Here is a 17,971-nt window from a genome sequence, read left to right as displayed (position 1 = left end):
GCGGCAGACAAGAAAGAAAAACCGTCCGCCACGGCGGGCACGAGGAGGGCTCGATGAGCTTGGGCAATGGGCATGCGCGGGCGACGCCGCGCTTCACCGCATCGGCTGCGGCCGCATTCGCATTGGCCGGCATCGTCTGCGCGCTGGCAGGCTGTGGCGGTGGCGGCGGAGGAGGGGGCGGAGGCGGCGGGTTTCCGGTCATCGCGCCGCCCGGCAGCGCGCCGCCTCCCGCCAGCGGCGGCGGCGGTGGCGACGACGATGCCATCCTTGCCTCGGCCACCGTGGCCGGCCTGTGCGCCGCGCCGCGCGCCGGCGTCAACCCCGCAACAGGGGCGGCCTATCCCGACAAGCCCGGCACGCTGACCGACGAGAAGCGCTGGGTGCGCGGCTGGATCGACGAAACCTACCTCTGGTACGGCGAGGTGCCGACCACCCTCAAGGCCGCCGACTACGCCACGCCGGTGGCCTACTTCAGCGTGCTCAAGAGCCCGGCCCTCACGGCCTCGGGCCGCGCGAAGGACCGCTTCCACTACGTGTACGACACCGAGCGCTATCGGCAGCTCTCGGAGAACGGCGTGGCGCCGGGCTACGGCATGGAGATTGCCATCGTGCGCAGTTCTCCGCCGCGCAACATGCGCATCGCCTTCGTCGAGCCGAATTCGCCCGCCGCGAATACAGGCCTCCAGCGGGGCGCGAAGATCGTCGAAGTCGACGGCGTCGATGCCGTCGGCAGCACCGGCACCGAGAACGTCGATGCGATCAACCGCGCGATCTCGCCGCAAACCGAGGGCGAGTCGCACACCTTCGTGTTCGAGGTGGGCGGCGTCCGGCAGGCGCCCATCACGCTGGCGGCCGCGAAGATCACGCGCACGCCGGTGCAGAACGTGAAGACGATCGACACCGGCAGCGGCCGCGTGGGCTACCTGCTCTTCAACGACCACATCACGACCTCCGAATCGCAGCTCGTCAACGCCTTCAACCAGTTCAAGCAGGACGGCGTGCAGGACCTGGTGCTCGACATGCGCTACAACGGCGGCGGCCAGCTCAACATCGCCAACCGGCTCGCCTCCATGGTGTCTTCGCCGGGCGCCACCTCGGGCAAGGTTTTCGAGCGCCTGGCCTTCAACGACAAGAACCCGTTCCACCTGACGCCGGCGCAGACCATCTATCCGTTCCTCGGCACCAGCCGCACCGGCGCCACGCTGCCGAGGCTCGGCCTTTCGCAGGTCACGGTGCTGGTCAGCCGCGACACCTGCTCCGCCAGCGAGGCGGTCGTCAACGGCCTGCGCGGCATCGACGTCAAGGTCAATCTCGTGGGCGGCACCACCTGCGGCAAGCCCTATGGCTTTTCTCCGCAGGACAACTGCGGCACCAGCTACTTCGCGATCCAGTTCCAGGGTGTCAACAACAAGAACTTCGGCGACTACGGCGACGGATTCGCGCCCGACTGCGCCGTTGCCGACGATTTCGGCCACCAGCTCGGAGACCCGGCCGAGGCGCGCCTCGCGGCCGCGCTTGCCATGCGCAACGGCGGTGCCTGCCCTGTTTCGGCCTCGGCCAAGTCCCAGGCGGAACTCGAGAAATCCGGAACGGCCGACGACGAACAGCCCTACCTGCTCCATCGCTCTCCGCTGCGCGAAATGCGCCTGCTCGAAGCCGCGCCGTCGCCGGGCTGACCCGCTTCGGCACCGGCCTCGGTTACCCCTTGAAACCTTGCGCGTTGCCGCGCTCGTGGCATGCGCTTTAGAGTTCAGGCAAACGTTTGCGCAAACGTTTGGCATTTAGTTCTACATGGCAAGACCATTCGAAAAGGAGCCGGTATGACGATTCGGATTCAGCGACGCAGATGGATGGCAGCGGCCTTGCTCGCCACGGTGCTCTCGGCCTGCGGGGGCGGCGGCAACGGCAACGGCGGCTTCGGGCTCGCACCGGGCTTCGGCGCGGCGCCGCCGCCGGCGCAGAAGATCATCATCGACAGCGACTACAACACCATGAGCGACGACGGCCAGCTCGGCGTCATGGCCGCGCAGCTGCAGGCCCAGGGCAAGGTGCAGGTCATGGGCATCAGCGTGGTTTCGGGCAACCAGTGGCTCAGGCAGGGCGTGGCGGACGCGCTGAAGTCGGTCGAGCGGCTGGGCGTGGGCGACCGCATCGGCGTCTATTCGGGTGCGAACTACGCCTTCAACCACGACTACGCCACCATCGAGGCCGAGATGGCGGCCGGCTCCGGCGGCGACGGCTACCTGGGCGCCTGGAGTTCGCCCGAGCCCAAGACGGATGCCGACCTGAAGCCCCCGCCCGACGGCTTTGCCACCCACACGGTGCTCCAGCGCAGGAGCGCGGTCGACTTCATCGTCGACACCGTGAAGGCCAACCCCAACGAGATCACCATCCTGGCCATCGGCCCGCTCACCAACATCGCGCTCGCGGTCAAGCAGAACCCCGAGATCGTGCCGCTGATCAAGAAGATCATCTACATGGGCGGCGCGGTCGACGTGCCGGGCAACACCACCAGGTACGCCGAATTCAACTGGTGGTTCGACCCCGAGGCCGCGCAGTTCGTGGTGCGGCTGCCGATTCCGCAGGTGGTGGTGCCGCTGGACGTGACCGACACCGTGTTCCTGACCAAGCCGATCTACGACCGCATCGCGCATCCGGCCCGGCCCACGGCCGTGACCGAGGTGTTCCGCCAGCTCAACGGCTACGGCTTCAGCGGCACCAACGGCTTCGAGAACAACCCGGCCTACACGCAGAACATCTGGGACACGCTCACGCTCGCCTATCTCATCGATCCGGCCTATGCCACCGAAACCGTCGAGCGCTATGTCGACGTGGTCGCCAAGCCCGGCGCCGCCGACAACGGCCGCTCGATCGGCTATGCCTCGCAGCCCGCGGGCCCGGCGCTGCAGAAGATGACGGTGGTGAAGAAGTTCGACAACGCACGCTTCTTCGAGTTGTACGTCGACCTGCTCACGCGGCCGGTGCCGATCACGCTGCCGCCGGCGAGCTGACCGATGTGCGCGGGCCGGGCCTAGAAAGCCGAGGCGACGCGCAGCACCTCGGTGCCGTAGGCCTCGAGCTTCTTGGTGCCGATGCCGCTGATGCCCTGCAGGTCTTCGAGCGTCGCGGGCGCGCGTTCGGCAATGGCCGCCAGCGTGGCGTCGTGGAAGATCACGTAGGCCGGCAGGTTGTGCTCGCGCGCTACTTCGGCGCGCCAGGCCTTGAGCGCCTCGAAGCGCTTCTGCCCGTCGGCGTCGAGTGCCGCGGCCGCCGGAGACGGGGCGCCGCGCGCCGCCTTCTCGCGCCGGGGCTTGCCGCCGCGCGCGGCCGGCGAAGAGACCGACTCGCGCAGCGTCACGTTCGCTTCGCCCTTGAGCACCGCGCGCGAGCCTTCCGTGAGCTTCAGCGTGTTGAAGGCTTCCGCATCGACGGCCAGCGCGCCCGTGGCAATGAGCTGCCGCAGCACGCCGCGCAGCTGCACTTCGCTGAACTCCGCGCCGATCCCGAAGGTGCTGATGCGCTCGTGCCCGAACTGCTTGACCTTCTCGGTTTCCTTGCCGCGCAGGATGTCCATGATGTGGCCCGCGCCAAAGCTGATGCCGCTCAACTGCTGCACGCGGTAGATGGTGGAGAGCAGCTTGCGCGCCGCATCCGTGCCGTCCCACACCTGCGGCGGATTGAGGCAGTTGTCGCAGTTGCCGCAGGGCGTGCTCTTCTCGCCGAAGTAGCCCAGCAGGCGCACGCGCCGGCAGTCGCTCGCCTCGGCCAGCGAGAGCAGCGCGTCGAGCTTGCCGCGCATCACCTGCTTGAACTCTTCGCCCGCGGGGCTTTCGTCGATCATGCGGCGCTGGTTCACCACGTCCTGCAGGCCGTAGGCCATCCAGGCATCGGCCGGCGCGCCGTCGCGGCCCGCGCGGCCGGTTTCCTGGTAGTAGCCCTCGATGTTCTTGGGCATGTCCAGGTGGCCGACAAAGCGCACGTCGGGCTTGTCGATGCCCATGCCGAAGGCGATGGTCGCGACCATCACCACGCCTTCCTCGCGCAGGAAGCGGTCCTGGTGCCTCTGGCGCACCGCCGCGTCCAGGCCCGCGTGGTAGGGCAGCGCGTTGATGCCGGCGCCCTGCAGCATCACGGCCACGTCTTCCACCCGCTTGCGCGACTGGCAATAGACCACGCCCGCATCGCCTTCGTGCTCGCGCTCGATGAAGCGCAGCAGCTGCGTGGTCGCGTCCTTCTTCTCGACGATGGTGTAGCGGATGTTCGGCCGGTCGAAGCTGGAGACGAACTGGCGCGCTTCCTCGAGCTGCAGCCGCTCGACGATGTCGGCGCGCGTGAGCGCATCGGCGGTGGCGGTGAGCGCGATGCGCGGCACGCCCGGGTAGCGCTCGTGCAGCACCGTGAGCGCGCGGTATTCGGGCCGGAAGTCGTGGCCCCACTGGCTCACGCAATGCGCCTCGTCGATCGCGAACAGCGAGAGCTTGCCGCGCTCTTTCAGGGAATCGAGCTGCGACAGGAAGCGCGGCGTGTTCACGCGCTCGGGCGCCGCATACAGCAGCGTGATCTCGCCGCGCAGCATGCGGCGCTCGACGTCCTGCGTCTGTTCCCAGTCGAGTGTGGAATTGAGGAAGGCCGCGTTCACCCCGGCCTCGTGCAGCGCACCGACCTGGTCGTGCATCAGTGCGATCAGCGGCGACACCACCACCGAGACGCCGCGCCCCGCGCGCTGCCGCGCAATGGCCGGGATCTGGTAGCACAGCGACTTGCCGCCGCCCGTGGGCATCAGCACCAGCGCGTCGCCGCCGGCCACCACGTGCTCGACGATGTCCTGCTGCGGCCCGCGGAACTGCGAGTAGCCGAAGACTTCGTGAAGGATGTCGGCGGGTGCGCTGCTGCTGCCGGGGGCGTCGAGGGGGAGGGGAGCGAGCGAGGACACGGGCAGCGGATGCGAAGAATGGGGAAAAGAGCAGAAGGGGGAGCCGCTGATTGTCCCCCAGCAGCATCGATATGACTGTGGCACGAGGTTTGCAATCGTGAAGCCCGTCCCGCCGCCCCTCCTGTATAGACAGCAATCTGGTGCATTTTGCTGAAGGAATGCACCGAAAGTGGCCTTTCGGGTTATCCTGTATATACAAGTTGGGGCGCTTGGCAACAATGCGAGGCGTGCGCAGCCCTTGAGAGGGGGTGCATCGCCAAGCCTTTTCCTAGAAAACAGACCCAGGAGTACCCATGGTCAAGACGGTAGTTGTGAAAGTCGTTTCGCTGCTGGCAGCAGGTGCGTGTGCAGCAGGCATGGCCCAGACGGCCGCGGCGCAGGAAACCAAGATCGCGCTCGGCATGTCGGGCTGGACCGGCTTTGCGCCGCTCTCCTTGGCCGACAAGGCCGGCATCTTCAAGAAGAACGGGCTGGACGTCGAGCTCAAGATGATCCCGCAGAAGGACCGCCACCTGGCACTGGCCGCGGGCGCGATCCAGTGCGCGGCCACCACCGTGGAGACGCACGTGGCGTGGAACGCCAACGGCGTGCCGATCGTGCAGATCTTCCAGATGGACAAGTCCTACGGCGCCGACGGCCTCGCGGTGCGCAACGACGTCAAGAGCTTTGCCGACCTCAAGGGCAAGAGCATCGGCGTGAGCGCGCCCGGCACCGCGCCCTACTTCGGGCTGGCCTGGATGCTCAACAAGAACGGCATGACGCTGAAGGACGTGAAGGTGGTCTCGCTCGAGCCTCAGCCCGCGGCCCAGGCCTTCGTGGCCGGCCAGAACGACGCCGCCATGACCTACGAGCCCTACCTGTCGACCGTGCGCGCCAACCCCACCGCCGGCAAGATCCTGGCCACCACGCTCGACTACCCGATGGTGATGGACACCGTGGGCTGCGCCCCCACCTGGCTCAAGGCCAACGCCAAGGCGGCCGCCGCGTTGACGCAGTCATACTTCGAGGCGCTCGACCTGATCAAGGCCGACCCCGCCAAGGCCAACGAGCTCATGGGCTCGGCCGTCAAGCAGACCGGCGAGCAGTTCGCCAAGTCGTCGGCCTACCTGCGCTGGCAGGACAAGGCGGCCAACCAGAAATTCTTCGCGGGCGAACTCACCAGCTTCATGAAGGAAGCCGCGCCCATCCTGCTGGAGGCCGGCGTGATCCGCAAGGCGCCCGAAGACTACACGGCGATGTTCGATGCAAGCTTCGTCAAGTAAGGCCCTGCCGCAGGTGGCGCCGCGCGCGGCGGCGCCTGCATCGGCCGCAACCCCCCAGGCCGTCGCGCCCGCGCGGCGCCGCTCGCTCGCGCCGCTCGAGCCCGTCAGCGGGCGCGCCCGCGTGCTGCTGGGCCTCGGCTTCTTCGTGGCCTTCGTGCTCGTGTGGTCCGTTGCCACGCTCGGCGGCTTCGTGCCGCCGACCTTCCTGGCCAGCCCGGTGACCATGCTGAAGGAAGGCTGGATGCTGTTCGCCGAGTTCGGTTTCATCGGCGACGTGGGCATGACCGTGTGGCGCGTGTTCGGCGGTTTCCTGCTGGCGGCCGTGCTGGCGGTGCCGCTGGGCATTGCCATGGGCACCTGGAAGGCCGTGGAGGCCTTCTTCGAGCCCTTCGTCTCGTTCTGCCGCTACCTGCCGGCGTCGGCCTTCATTCCGCTGCTCATCCTGTGGGCGGGCCTGGGCGAGATGCAGAAGCTGCTGGTGATCTTCATCGGCTCGTTCTTCCAGATCGTGCTGATGGTGGCGGTGACGGTGGGCGGTGCGCGGCGCGACCTCGTCGAGGCCGCCTACACGCTGGGCGCGAAGAGCCGAGGCATCGTGGCGCGCGTGCTCATCCCGGGCGCCGCCCCTGGCATTGCCGAGACGCTGCGCCTGGTGCTCGGCTGGGCCTGGACCTACGTGATCGTGGCGGAACTCATCGGCTCCTCGTCGGGCATCGGCCACATGATCACCGACAGCCAGGCCTTGCTGAACACCGGACAGATCATCTTCGGGATCATCGTGATCGGCGTCATCGGGCTGGTGTCCGACTTCGCTTTCAAGGCGCTCAACCGCCGCCTCTTTGCATGGGCGGCACTGTGATGACGACCAACAACCAGCTTTCCATCCAGGGCGTCTCGCGCGTCTTCACCGGCACCAGGGGCCAGCGCACGCAGGCGCTGCTGCCGATCGACTTCGAGGTGCGCGAGAACGACTTCGTCACCATCCTCGGCCCCTCTGGCTGCGGCAAGTCGACGCTGCTGCGCATCGTCGCGGGGCTCGACTTCCCGACCACCGGCCAGGTGCTGCTCGACGGCGAGCGCATCGACGGCCCGGGCGCCGACCGCGGCGTGGTGTTCCAGAGCTACACGCTCTTTCCGTGGCTCACGGTGGCGCAGAACATCCGCTTCGGGCTGCGCGAGCGCGGTATGAGCGAGGCCGACCAGAAGGAGCGCAGCGAGTTCTTCATCGCCAAGGTGGGCCTGCGCGGCTTCGAGCACCACTTTCCGAAGCAGCTCTCGGGCGGCATGCAGCAGCGCACCGCGATTGCGCGCGCGCTCGCCAACGACCCCAAGATGCTGCTGCTGGACGAGCCCTTCGGCGCCCTCGACAACCAGACCCGCGTGCTGATGCAGGAGCTCCTGCTCGGCATCTGGGAGTCGGCGCGCAAGACGGTGCTGTTCGTCACGCACGACATCGACGAGGCGATCTTCATGGCCAACCGCGTGGCGGTGTTCAGCGCGCGGCCGGGCCGCATCAAGACCGAGATCGCGGTCGATTTTCCGCATCCGCGCAGCTACACCATCAAGACCTCGCCGGAGTTCATGGAGATCAAGGCGCGGCTGACGGAAGAGATCCGCGCCGAGTCGATGGCCGCGGCCGAACACTGACATGAAACGCGACCTGCCGTCCCTCGCGCTCTATGCGCAAGTCAAGGATCACATCTCCCGCAGGATCCAGGACGGCACCTGGCCGGCCGGGCATCGCCTGCCGTCGGAGAGCGAGCTGGTCGCGCAGTTCGGCATTTCGCGCATGACGGTGAACCGCGCGCTGCGCGAACTCATGGAGCAGGGCCGCATCGTGCGCGTGGCCGGTGTCGGCAGCTTCGTGGCCGAGAACAAGCCGCAGTCCACGCTGCTGCAGATCGCCAACATCGCGAGCGAGATCCGCCAGCGCGGGCACGACTACCGCTGCGAGATGCTCGCGGTGGAACGCCTGTCCGCCTCGCCCGACGTCGCCGCCTGGCTCGACATGCGCGCGGGCACCTCGGTGTTCCACAGCGTCTGCCTGCACCTGGAGAACGACACGCCGGTGCAGCTGGAAGAGCGCTACGTCAATCCGCTGGTCGTGCCCGACTTCCTCGAGCAGGACTTCGCCGCCGTGCCGCCCAGCGAGTACCTGGTGCGCCACGTGCCCTTCGACCAGATCGAGCACGTGGTCGACGCCGTGCTGCCCACCGCCGAGCAGGCCGAGCGGCTCGCCATGGCGCCCACCGATCCCTGCCTGCTGCTCACGCGCCGCACCTGGACGCGCAACACGCCCGTCACCTGGGTGCGCTGCCTGCATCCGGCGTCGCGCTACAGCCTGGGCAGCCGCTTCAAGGCCGACGGCAACCCGTCGTTCGGCTAGAACTATGGCTCTCCCCCAGTCTTCGCGCACTTCGTGTCGCTTCGCCAACCCCCTCGCCGGGGGCAACACCAGCGGCCCGGCAAAGCCGGTTCCGCGGTGTTTCACGAAGGGACCGTGAGTCTTTTTTAGTGTCCGAAGGACAAGGTTTTCTCTCGCAACCACTTGTATAGACAGGTTCACATGCCAAGAAACAATCACACCGCCACCACCCTGACCCTCACGCCCGGCAAGGTGGACCTCGCCATGCTGCGGCGCATCCAGGCCGGCGGCGTGCGGCTGGCGCTCGATCCTTCGGTGCAGGAGGGCATGGCGCGCGCCGAAGCGGCGGTGCGCCACATCGTCGAGAACGACCAGGTGGTCTACGGCATCAACACCGGCTTCGGCAAGCTCGCGAGCACGCGCATCGGCAACGACCACCTGGCCGAGCTGCAGCGCAACCTCGTGCTCTCGCACAGCGTGGGCACGGGCGAGCCGCTGGCCGCGCCGGTGGTGCGCATGGTGCTCGCGACCAAGGCCGTGAGCCTGGCGCGCGGCCATTCGGGCGTGCGGCCGGCGCTGGCCGATGCGCTGCTGGCGCTGTTCAATGCGGGCGTCATGCCGCGCATCCCGTGCAAGGGCTCGGTCGGCGCCTCGGGCGACCTCGCGCCGCTCGCCCACATGGCCTGCGTGCTGATCGGCGAGGGCGAGGCGACCCTGGCCGACGGCAAGGTCGTCGGCGGCGCCGAGGCCATGCGCAGCATCGGCCTCGAACCCTTCGTGCTCGGCCCCAAGGAAGGCCTGGCGCTGCTCAACGGCACGCAGGTGTCGACCGCGCTCGCGCTTGCCGGCCTGTTCGGCGCCGAGGACGTGTTCGCCTCGGCTCTGATGTCGGGCGCGCTCTCGCTCGAAGCCATCCAGGGTTCGATCAAGCCTTTCGACGCCCGCATCCACGCCGCGCGCGGCCAGCCCGGACAGATCGCGGTGGCCGGCGCGGTGCGCACGCTGCTCGAAGGCAGCGAGATCGTGCCCTCGCATGCCGACTGCGGCCGCGTGCAGGACCCGTATTCGGTGCGCTGCATCCCGCAGGTGATGGGCGCCTGCCTCGACAACCTCGCGCATGCCGCGCGCGTGCTGGTGATCGAGGCCAATGCCGCCTCGGACAACCCGCTGGTGTTCACCGACACCGGCGAAGTGATTTCGGGCGGCAACTTCCACGCCGAGCCGGTCGCCTTTGCGGCCGACATCATCGCGCTGGCCGTGAGCGAAGTGGGCGCGATTGCCGAGCGCCGCATCGCGCTGCTGCTCGACACCGGCCTGTCGGGCCTGCCGCCGTTCCTGGTGCGCGACGGCGGCCTGAATTCCGGCTTCATGATCGCGCAGGTCACGGCCGCGGCCCTCGCGTCGGAGAACAAGTCGCTCGCCCATCCCGCGAGCGTCGACAGCCTGCCGACCTCGGCCAACCAGGAAGACCACGTCTCGATGGCCACCTTCGCGGCGCGCCGGCTCGGCGACATGGTCAACAACACCGCGGTGGTGGTGGGCATCGAAGCCATGGCCGCCGCGCAAGGCATTGAACTCAAGCGCGGACTCAAGAGCTCCCCGCTGGTCGAAGCCGAGTTCGCCGCCATCCGCCAGAAGGTCGCTTTCCTCGAACGCGACCGCTACCTCGCGCCCGACATCGAAGCCATGCGCCAGTGGGCGCTGAAGGCCGAGCTGCCGGCTGCGCTCTTGAACATCCTGCCCAGCCACGCCTGAACACCGATCAAGGAGAACCTCGCCATGAACGCACCCGAAAAGCTCCCGCTGCAAAACACCGACCCGCGCCACGACCCCACGCGCGTGATCCGCGCCCCGCGCGGCAGCACGCTCAACTGCAAGAGCTGGCTCACCGAGGCCCCGTTCCGCATGCTGCAGAACAACCTCGACGCCGAGGTGGCCGAGCGCCCGCAGGACCTCGTGGTGTACGGCGGCATCGGCCGCGCCGCGCGCAACTGGGCCTGCTACGACCAGATCCTCGCGTCGCTGAAGGAACTGAATGACGACGAGACGCTGCTCATTCAATCGGGCAAGCCGGTCGGCGTGTTCAAGACGCACGAGAACGCGCCGCGCGTGCTGCTCGCCAATTCGAACCTCGTGCCCAAGTGGGCCAACTGGGAGCACTTCAACGAGCTCGACCGCCAGGGCCTCTTCATGTACGGCCAGATGACGGCTGGCAGCTGGATCTACATCGGCAGCCAGGGCATCGTGCAAGGCACCTTCGAGACCTTCGTCGAAGCCGGCCGCCAGCATTACAACAACAGCCTCGCGGGCAAGTGGATCCTCACGGCCGGCCTCGGCGGCATGGGTGGCGCGCAGCCGCTTGCGGCCACGCTGGCGGGCGCGGTGTCTCTCAACATCGAGTGCCAGCAGACCAGCATCGACTTCCGCCTGCGCACGCGCTACGTCGACAAGCAGGCGCGCGACATCGACCATGCGCTCGAGCTCATCCAGCAGCATTGCGACGCGAAGGAAGCCGTGTCGATCGCGCTGCTCGGCAATGCCGCCGACATCCTGCCCGAACTCGTGAAGCGCGCGAAGGCCGGCGGGCTCAAGCCCGACCTCGTGACCGACCAGACCTCCGCACACGATCTGATCAACGGCTACCTGCCCTCGGGCTGGAGCGTTGCGCAATGGCAGGCCGCGATGAAGGACGCCTCGCAGCACGACGCGCTCAAGAAGGCCGCCGCGAAGTCGTGCGCCGTGCACGTGCAGGCCATGCTCGACTTCCAGGCCATGGGCATTCCCACGGTCGACTACGGCAACAACATCCGCCAGGTCGCCTTCGATGAAGGCGTGCAGAACGCCTTCGACTTCCCCGGCTTCGTGCCGGCCTACATCCGTCCGCTGTTCTGCGAAGGCAAGGGACCGTTCCGCTGGGTGGCGTTGTCGGGCGACCCGGAAGACATCTACAAGACCGATGCCAAGATCAAGGAGCTGTTTCCCGAGAACACCCACACGCACCGCTGGCTCGACATGGCGCGCGAGCGCATCGCCTTCCAGGGCCTGCCGGCGCGCATCTGCTGGCTGGGCCTGGGCGAGCGCCACATCGCCGGCCTGGCCTTCAACGAGATGGTGAAGAACGGCGAGCTGAAGGCGCCCATCGTCATCGGCCGCGACCACCTCGACACCGGCTCGGTCGCCAGCCCCAACCGCGAGACCGAGGCCATGAAGGACGGCACCGATGCCGTCTCCGACTGGCCGCTGCTCAACGCGCTGCTCAACACCGCCGGCGGCGCCACCTGGGTCAGCCTGCACCATGGCGGCGGCGTCGGCATGGGCTATTCGCAGCACTCGGGCGTGGTGATCGTGTGCGACGGCACCGACGCCGCGGCCAGGCGCATCGAACGCGTGCTCTGGAACGACCCGGCCACCGGCGTGATGCGCCATGCCGACGCGGGCTACGACATTGCCGTGGCCACCGCGAAGAAGCAGGGCCTCAATCTGCCGATGATCAAGAATGGGTGATGCAATGTCTGCCGAAACGAATTCCGAACCCATCTACCTGCACTACCTGAACCACCTCGACGTGCAGGCGCTTGCGATGACCGATGCCGAGATCGTCGCGGCCGTCGAAGAGGGCCTCGTGGCCCAGGGCCGCGGCGAGACCACCATCGAGCCGCGCATGCACCTGGTGCCCGAGAAGGACTACCCGGGCCACTTCAACGTGCTGCGCGGCTACATCCGGCCGCTCGGCGTGGCCGGCGTGAAGGTGGTGGGCGACTTCTATCGCAACTACCAGGTCGGCCTGCCGTCGGAGCTCGCGCTGCTGAACCTGTTCGACCCGAAGACCGGCGTGCCGGTGGCCATCGTCGATGCCTCCGACATCACCGACATGCGCACCGGCGCGATCACGGCCATCGGCGCCAAGCATCTCGCGCGCAAGAATTCGAAGATCCTGGGCCATATCGGCGCGCGCGGCACCTCGTACTGGAACGTGCGTCTGCTCGACTCGATCTTCGACTTCGACGAGATCCGCGTGCACTCACGCCGGCCCGAGAGCCGTAACGCCTTTGCCGCCAGGCTGGAGCGCGACCTCGGCAAGAAGATCGTCGTGACCGAGGACTGGGAATCGTGCGTGCGCGGCGCCGACATCGTGGTCGAGGCCTCGCGCCTCGAGAAGCCGGAGCCGGTGCTCAAGACCGAGTGGATCAAGAAGGGCGCCTGCGTCATTCCGTACGGCACCATGAGCGCGGTCGAGCTGTCGCTGACCGACATCATGGACAAGATGGTGATGGACGACTGGGGCCAGGCCAAGGCCGGCCCCTTCGGTGCACTGCGCGCGCACGTCGACAGCGGCCGCCTGTCGGAAAAGACGCTGCATGCCGAGCTCGGACAGATCGTCGCGGGCCTGAAGCCCGGGCGCGAGAGCGACGAAGAGACCAACCTGTTCTGGCATCGCGGCCTCTCGCTGTCGGATATCGCGCTTGGCGCGGCGATGCTCGCGAAGGCGAAGAAGATGGGGCTCGGCCAGCAACTGCGTTTCCGTTGACCGGCGCATCGGAGCCACTGCGATGACGCCCGTCGCCAACGCGCGCATGTACTCGGCCACCGCCTCGGTGCGCGCCGACTGGAAGCAGCTTCTCGCGTGGGTGCTGGCACGCGCGGGCCTCGCGTGGGACGTGATCGACTACGACGCGCCCGCGCCGCTCTCGGCGCTGTGGGCGCGCGACGACCTCGGGCTCGCGATGATGTGCGGCCTGCCGTTCTCGCAGCGCGCGCCGCGCCCCACGCTGGTGGCCGCGCCGCTGCCTTCGCCCGCGCGCTATGGCGGCCGGCCGGTGTACTTCACCGACATCGTGGTGCGCACCGGCTCGGCCTTCGAAACGCTGGCGGACACCTTCGGCGGCATCGTGGGCTACACGCTGGCCGACTCGATGTCGGGCGGCGTGGCGTTGCGCAACCATCTTGCGCCGTTTCGCGCGGCGCGCGGCGCGCGTCTTTACCGCGGTGCCGTCGGCGGCCTCATCCATGCGCGCGGGGTGATCGAGGCCCTCGTCGAAGGCCGCATCGACGTTGGCCCGCTCGACAGCTACTACCACGACCTGCTGCGGCGCAACGAGCCGGCGCTCGCGCAGAAGGTGCGCATCGTCGACAGCACCGAGGCCCTGCCGATCCCGCCGCTCGTCGCAACGACGCCGCTCACGCCCGGCGAGCTCGCGCGCGTTCGCAGCGCATTGCAGGAAGCCACCCGCACGCCCGAACTCGCGGCCGTGACGGAACGGTTGTTGCTTGCAGGTTTCGTCTCGCCCGATCCTGCGGACTACGACGTTCTTGCGGCGATCTCCCTTCGTGCCATTCCCCCTTTCGAGGAACTCTGATGTCGATCAACCGCCGTGCGGCCGCCTTGTTGCCCCTGTTGCTTTGCGCCGCGCCATGGCTCGCGCATGCGCAGGCCTATCCCGAAAAACCCATCCACGTCGTCGTGCCGTTCGCGCCCGGCGGTCCGGCCGACGCGGTGGCCCGCATCCTCGGCCAGGAGCTGGTCGACACGCTGGGCCAGCCCTTCATCATCGACAACAAGGTCGGCGCCGCGGGCAACATCGGCGTGGCGCAGATCGCCAAGGCCGCGCCCGACGGCTATACGCTCGGCATCGTGCCGGTCGGCAATGTCGCGGTGAACCCGAGCCTCTTTCCGTCGCTGCCCTACAAGGTGTCGGAGCTGCAGCCGGTCGCAATGCTTGCCGTGGTCGAGAACGTGCTGGTCGTCAATGCATCCGTGCCGGCCGGGTCGGTGAAGGAGCTGCTCGCGCTCGCCAGGCAGAAGCCCGGCACGCTGAGCTTCGCATCGCCCGGCGCCGGCAGCCAGGCGCACCTGGCCGGCGAACTGATGGCGCTCGACGGCGACGTGCAGCTGATCCACGTGCCGTACAAGGGCATCGGCCCGGCGCTCAACGATGTGGTGGGCGGGCAGGTCACGATGATGTTCGGCTCGCTCTCGGCCGTGCTGCCTTTCGTCAAGAGCGGCAAGCTGCGGGCGATCGGCCTCGCGAGCCTCAAGCGCTCGGCCGCGATGCCGGAGCTGCCCACCGTCGCAGAACAGGGCCTGCCCGGTTTCGAGGCCATTTCCTGGTATGCGCTGATGGCGCCGGCCGGCACGCCGAAGGCCATCGTCGAGCGTCTCAACGCAGAGACGGCGCGCGTGCTGGCCAAGCCCGAGATGAAGGAGAAGTTCGCCGGCCTGGGCCTCGAGCCCGGTGCCGGCAAGCCGCAGGACATCGCCGCGAACATCCAGAGCGAAAGCGCGCGCTGGTCGGCCGTGATCCGGAAAAGGAACATCAAGCCGGAGTGACGACACCGCCCACGGATGCGCGCAGCGCCGGCAGGAAAAAGGCGCCGGCATTCTCACTGGGTGGGAATGAGGGCTTGGAGCCCGGGACGGCGCGCAAGATACTGCACGCCGTCCCGCCTCGGACTTCCGCCCGCCCTGCCATGACGCCCCCCCTCGATGCTCCGGCCCACAACGACCGCGCGCTGCGCGTGCTGTCGGTGCTGGCGCAGAGCAAGTCGGCGATGAGCGCGGCCGAGCTCGTGCAGGCCACGGGCCTCGTCAAGAGCACGCTGTACCGGCAGATCGCGGTGCTGCGGCGCTGGGGCTTCGTGATGGAGACCGACGGGCGCTATTCGCCCGGCCCCGTGAGCGTGCAGCTCGCGAGCGGTTTCGACGGCAACTCCGACCTCGTCATGGCCGCGCGCGCCGACATGCGCGCGCTCGCGCAGCAAAGCCATGAAAGCGTGGCGCTGGTCACGGCCGTGAACGACCGCGTGGTGTGCCTCGAGATGATCGACAGCGAGCAGTCGCTGCGCTGCTCCTTCGACCGCGGCCGCAGCGTGCCGGCGCGCGACGGCGCCAGCGCCAAGTGCCTGCTGGCCCACATGCCGCTCGACCAGCGCGATGCCTTGCTCGATGCGCTCGGCGACAGTCCCGGGCGGCGCGCCGAGCGTGCCGCCGAGCTCGACGCGATCCGCGAGGCCGGCCATGCCGTGACCCACGGCGAGGTCGACGCCGGCGTCTGGGGTGCAAGCGCACCGGTGCTCGGCCCGGGCCGGCGCCTGCGCGGCGCGATCACGCTCATGGCGCCGCTCACGCGCGTCGAAGGCATGGAAGCTGCGTTGCTTCACATGACCGTCGTCACGGCGGCGCGCATCTCGCGCGCGCTGCAGTAGCGGTCCATCCGCCGCGCCGATTTTTCTTCAACCTACGGAAGCCTTCCCATGAACACCCGCCGCACCCTCGTTGCCGCCGCACTCTCCAGCCTCGCCTTCTTCGGCTTTGCCGCCACCGCGCAAGCGCAGGGCGAGCCGCTGCGCGTGGCCACTGACGCCACCTTTCCGCCGATGGAATTTGTGGAGAACGGCAAGCGCACCGGCTTCGACGTGGAGCTGGTCGAGGCCATCGGCAAGACGCTGGGCCGCAAGATCGAGTGGATCGACATCGACTTCAAGGGCCTGGTGCCGGGGCTGGTGTCCAGGCGCTTCGACATGGCCGTGTCGGCCATCTACATCACCGACGAGCGCAAGAAGGTCGTCGACTTCACCGTGCCCTACTACGCGGGCGGCCTGGTCGTGATGGTGAAGGACGGCAACACGGCCATCAAGGCGCCGGCCGACATCAACGGAAAGAAGGTCAGCGTGCAGGTGGGCACCAAGTCGGTGGCCTACACCAAGGAAAAATTCCCGCAGGTGCAGCTGATGGAAGTCGAGAAGAACCAGGAGATGTTCAATCTCGTGGACATCGGCCGCGCCGACGCCGCCGTGACCGGCAAGCCCGCCGCCTACCAGTACGTGCGCACGCGCGGCGGCCTCAAGGTGCTGCCCGAGCAGATCACCACCGAGGAATACGGCATGGCCATCCGCAAGGACACGCCCGAGCTCACCAAGGCGGTGAACGGCGCCATCGAGAAGCTCAAGGCCGACGGCACTTACGCGCAGATCGTCGCCAAGTGGTTCAGCGCCAACGCCAAATAAGCGGCCCATGGATTTCGACTTCTCGCCGGTCTGGCAGGGCTGGCCCGACCTGCTGCGCGGCGCGCTGGTCACGGTGGAGATCACCGCCTGCGCGCTCGCGCTCGGCTGCGTGCTGGGGCTGCTGGTGGGCATCGGCCGGCTCAACCCGAAGCGGCGCTGGCTCTACGGCGTGTGCACGGCCTACGTGGCGGCGATTCGCGGCACGCCGCTCCTGGTGCAGCTGTTCATCCTGTTCTTCGGACTGCCGCATTTCGGCATCCTGCTGCCGGCCTTCCTGTGCGGCGTGCTGGGGCTCGGTGTGTATTCGGGTGCGTACGTGTCGGAGATCGTGCGCGGCGCGATCCAGTCGATCGACAAGGGCCAGACCATGGCGGCGCAGTCGCTGGGCATGACGCCTGGCACGGCGATGCGCGAGATCGTGCTGCCGCAGGCGGTGGTGCGCATGATTCCGCCGCTGGGCAACGAGTTCATCGCGCTCATCAAGAACTCGGCGCTGGTGTCGCTGCTGACGATCCACGACGTGATGCACGAAGGGCAGAAGATCATCAGCGTGTCGTACCGCTCGCTGGAGGTCTACCTGGCGATCGCGCTCGTGTACTTCGTGCTCACGGGCACGATGACGCTGGTGCTCAGGCACTTCGAACAGAAGCTGCGGCAGGGCGGGCTGATGCGATGAGCGGCACTGCATTCGCATTTCTCCCTCCCCTCCCGGGGGAGGGGAGGGGTGGGGGCACGACGGCCTTGCCCTTCGCGCGGCGCTCGTTGCGCGCCGCCCCCATCCCAGCCTTCCCCCGGAAGGGGAAGGAGCAAGAGGACCCATCATGAGCAACGTGCAGCGTTTCTCGCGCGCGGCGCTCCCGGCCATGCCCTGGAAGAACGGCGGCGGCACCACGCAGGAGATCGTGAGCTGGCCGCAGGGAGCGGGGCTCGACAGCTTCGGCTGGCGCGCAAGCATCGCGACCATCGCGGCGGCCGGGCCGTTCTCGGTGTTCGCGGGCGTGGACCGCAGCATCATGCTGCTCGAAGGCGACGGCGTGCGGCTGTTCACGCACGATGGGCGCATCGAGCACCGGCTCGACGTGCCGCACCGGCCGTTCGCCTTCAGCGGCGACGACGCGATCGACTGCACGCCGCTCGGCGGCGCATCGAACGACTTCAACATCATGACGCGGCATGGGCAGTGGCGCGCCGACGTGCGGGTGCTGGACCACGCATCGGCCATCGAGGCCGCACCGCACGGCGTGCTGCTCGCGCTGAGCGGCGCATGGCGGCTGAACGGCGAGCCCTGCCGCGAAGGCGAAGGCCTGTACTGGACCGACAGCGCGCAGGCATGGCAGGCCGTGCCCGAGGGTGAAGGCGCGCGGCTGGCTGCGGTCCGCATCGTGCCGGCGTAAGCTGTGCAAACAC

General features: G+C 68.2%; 16 protein-coding genes. 15 read left to right on the top strand and 1 reads right to left on the bottom strand.

The window, feature by feature from the left end; translation table 11 throughout:
- Positions 1-53 precede the first annotated feature (53 nt).
- The gene (locus FB547_RS00350; protein ID WP_145738670.1) at positions 54-1,676 is read left to right on the top strand and encodes a S41 family peptidase; all 1,623 of its coding nucleotides are present in this window, start codon (positions 54-56) and stop codon (positions 1,674-1,676) included.
- Positions 1,677-1,820: 144 nt separating this feature from the next.
- On the top strand, positions 1,821-3,011 hold the full coding sequence (locus FB547_RS00345) for a nucleoside hydrolase (protein ID WP_145738668.1): 1,191 nt from the start codon (positions 1,821-1,823) through the stop codon (positions 3,009-3,011).
- A 20-nt stretch (positions 3,012-3,031) separates the two neighbouring features.
- Here the strand turns inward: FB547_RS00345 and recQ are convergent, their stop codons facing one another.
- Entirely contained in the window at positions 3,032-4,933 is a 1,902-nt protein-coding gene (recQ, locus tag FB547_RS00340) for a DNA helicase RecQ (protein ID WP_145738666.1), read from the bottom strand.
- 293 nt (positions 4,934-5,226) lie between these two features.
- Here recQ and FB547_RS00335 point away from each other — a divergent pair, with 293 nt between their 5' ends.
- The 13 genes from FB547_RS00335 (at position 5,227) to FB547_RS00270 (ending at position 17,958) form a co-directional block, all read left to right on the top strand.
- Entirely contained in the window at positions 5,227-6,195 is a 969-nt protein-coding gene (locus FB547_RS00335) for an ABC transporter substrate-binding protein (protein WP_145738664.1), read from the top strand.
- Positions 6,176-7,054, top strand: a complete 879-nt coding sequence (locus FB547_RS00330; RefSeq protein ID WP_145738662.1) for an ABC transporter permease — start codon at positions 6,176-6,178, stop codon at positions 7,052-7,054. Before FB547_RS00335 ends, FB547_RS00330 begins: the two co-directional genes overlap by 20 nt.
- Positions 7,054-7,842, top strand: coding sequence for an ABC transporter ATP-binding protein (locus tag FB547_RS00325; protein WP_145738661.1), 789 nt, complete (start codon positions 7,054-7,056; stop codon positions 7,840-7,842). Before FB547_RS00330 ends, FB547_RS00325 begins: the two co-directional genes overlap by 1 nt.
- Position 7,843: 1 nt before the next feature.
- Entirely contained in the window at positions 7,844-8,581 is a 738-nt protein-coding gene (gene hutC / locus FB547_RS00320; RefSeq protein ID WP_145738659.1) for a histidine utilization repressor, read from the top strand.
- Between the two features lie 180 nt (positions 8,582-8,761).
- Positions 8,762-10,315 (top strand): histidine ammonia-lyase, encoded by a 1,554-nt coding sequence (hutH, locus tag FB547_RS00310; protein WP_145738657.1) that lies wholly within the window; start codon positions 8,762-8,764, stop codon positions 10,313-10,315.
- Between the two features lie 24 nt (positions 10,316-10,339).
- Positions 10,340-12,064 carry a urocanate hydratase gene (hutU, locus tag FB547_RS00305; protein ID WP_145738656.1) on the top strand — a complete coding sequence of 575 codons (1,725 nt, stop codon included), beginning with the start codon at positions 10,340-10,342 and terminating at the stop codon, positions 12,062-12,064.
- Positions 12,065-12,068: 4 nt separating this feature from the next.
- A complete protein-coding gene (locus tag FB547_RS00300) occupies positions 12,069-13,088 on the top strand; it encodes an ornithine cyclodeaminase family protein (RefSeq protein WP_145738654.1) in 1,020 nt (339 codons plus the stop codon).
- 22 nt (positions 13,089-13,110) lie between these two features.
- Positions 13,111-13,917 carry a phosphate/phosphite/phosphonate ABC transporter substrate-binding protein gene (locus FB547_RS00295; protein WP_145738652.1) on the top strand — a complete coding sequence of 269 codons (807 nt, stop codon included), beginning with the start codon at positions 13,111-13,113 and terminating at the stop codon, positions 13,915-13,917.
- Positions 13,917-14,888, top strand: a complete 972-nt coding sequence (locus tag FB547_RS00290; RefSeq protein ID WP_145738650.1) for a tripartite tricarboxylate transporter substrate binding protein — start codon at positions 13,917-13,919, stop codon at positions 14,886-14,888. The genes FB547_RS00295 and FB547_RS00290 overlap by 1 nt, the downstream gene beginning before the upstream one ends.
- Before the next feature lie 140 nt (positions 14,889-15,028).
- On the top strand, positions 15,029-15,763 hold the full coding sequence (locus FB547_RS00285) for an IclR family transcriptional regulator (protein ID WP_145738648.1): 735 nt from the start codon (positions 15,029-15,031) through the stop codon (positions 15,761-15,763).
- A 48-nt stretch (positions 15,764-15,811) separates the two neighbouring features.
- The gene (locus tag FB547_RS00280) at positions 15,812-16,564 is read left to right on the top strand and encodes a transporter substrate-binding domain-containing protein (protein ID WP_145738646.1); all 753 of its coding nucleotides are present in this window, start codon (positions 15,812-15,814) and stop codon (positions 16,562-16,564) included.
- A 7-nt stretch (positions 16,565-16,571) separates the two neighbouring features.
- On the top strand, positions 16,572-17,240 hold the full coding sequence (locus FB547_RS00275; RefSeq protein WP_124961348.1) for an amino acid ABC transporter permease: 669 nt from the start codon (positions 16,572-16,574) through the stop codon (positions 17,238-17,240).
- A 145-nt stretch (positions 17,241-17,385) separates the two neighbouring features.
- Complete coding sequence (locus tag FB547_RS00270) at positions 17,386-17,958, top strand: HutD family protein (RefSeq protein ID WP_145738644.1); 573 nt, start codon at positions 17,386-17,388, stop codon at positions 17,956-17,958.
- Positions 17,959-17,971: the final 13 nt, after the last annotated feature.

Source organism: Variovorax beijingensis (assembly GCF_007828835.1).
GTDB classification, from domain to species: domain Bacteria; phylum Pseudomonadota; class Gammaproteobacteria; order Burkholderiales; family Burkholderiaceae_C; genus Variovorax; species Variovorax beijingensis_A.
The sequence above is the reverse complement of the archived record's forward strand: the minus strand, read 5'-3'. Positions and strand labels throughout refer to the sequence as shown.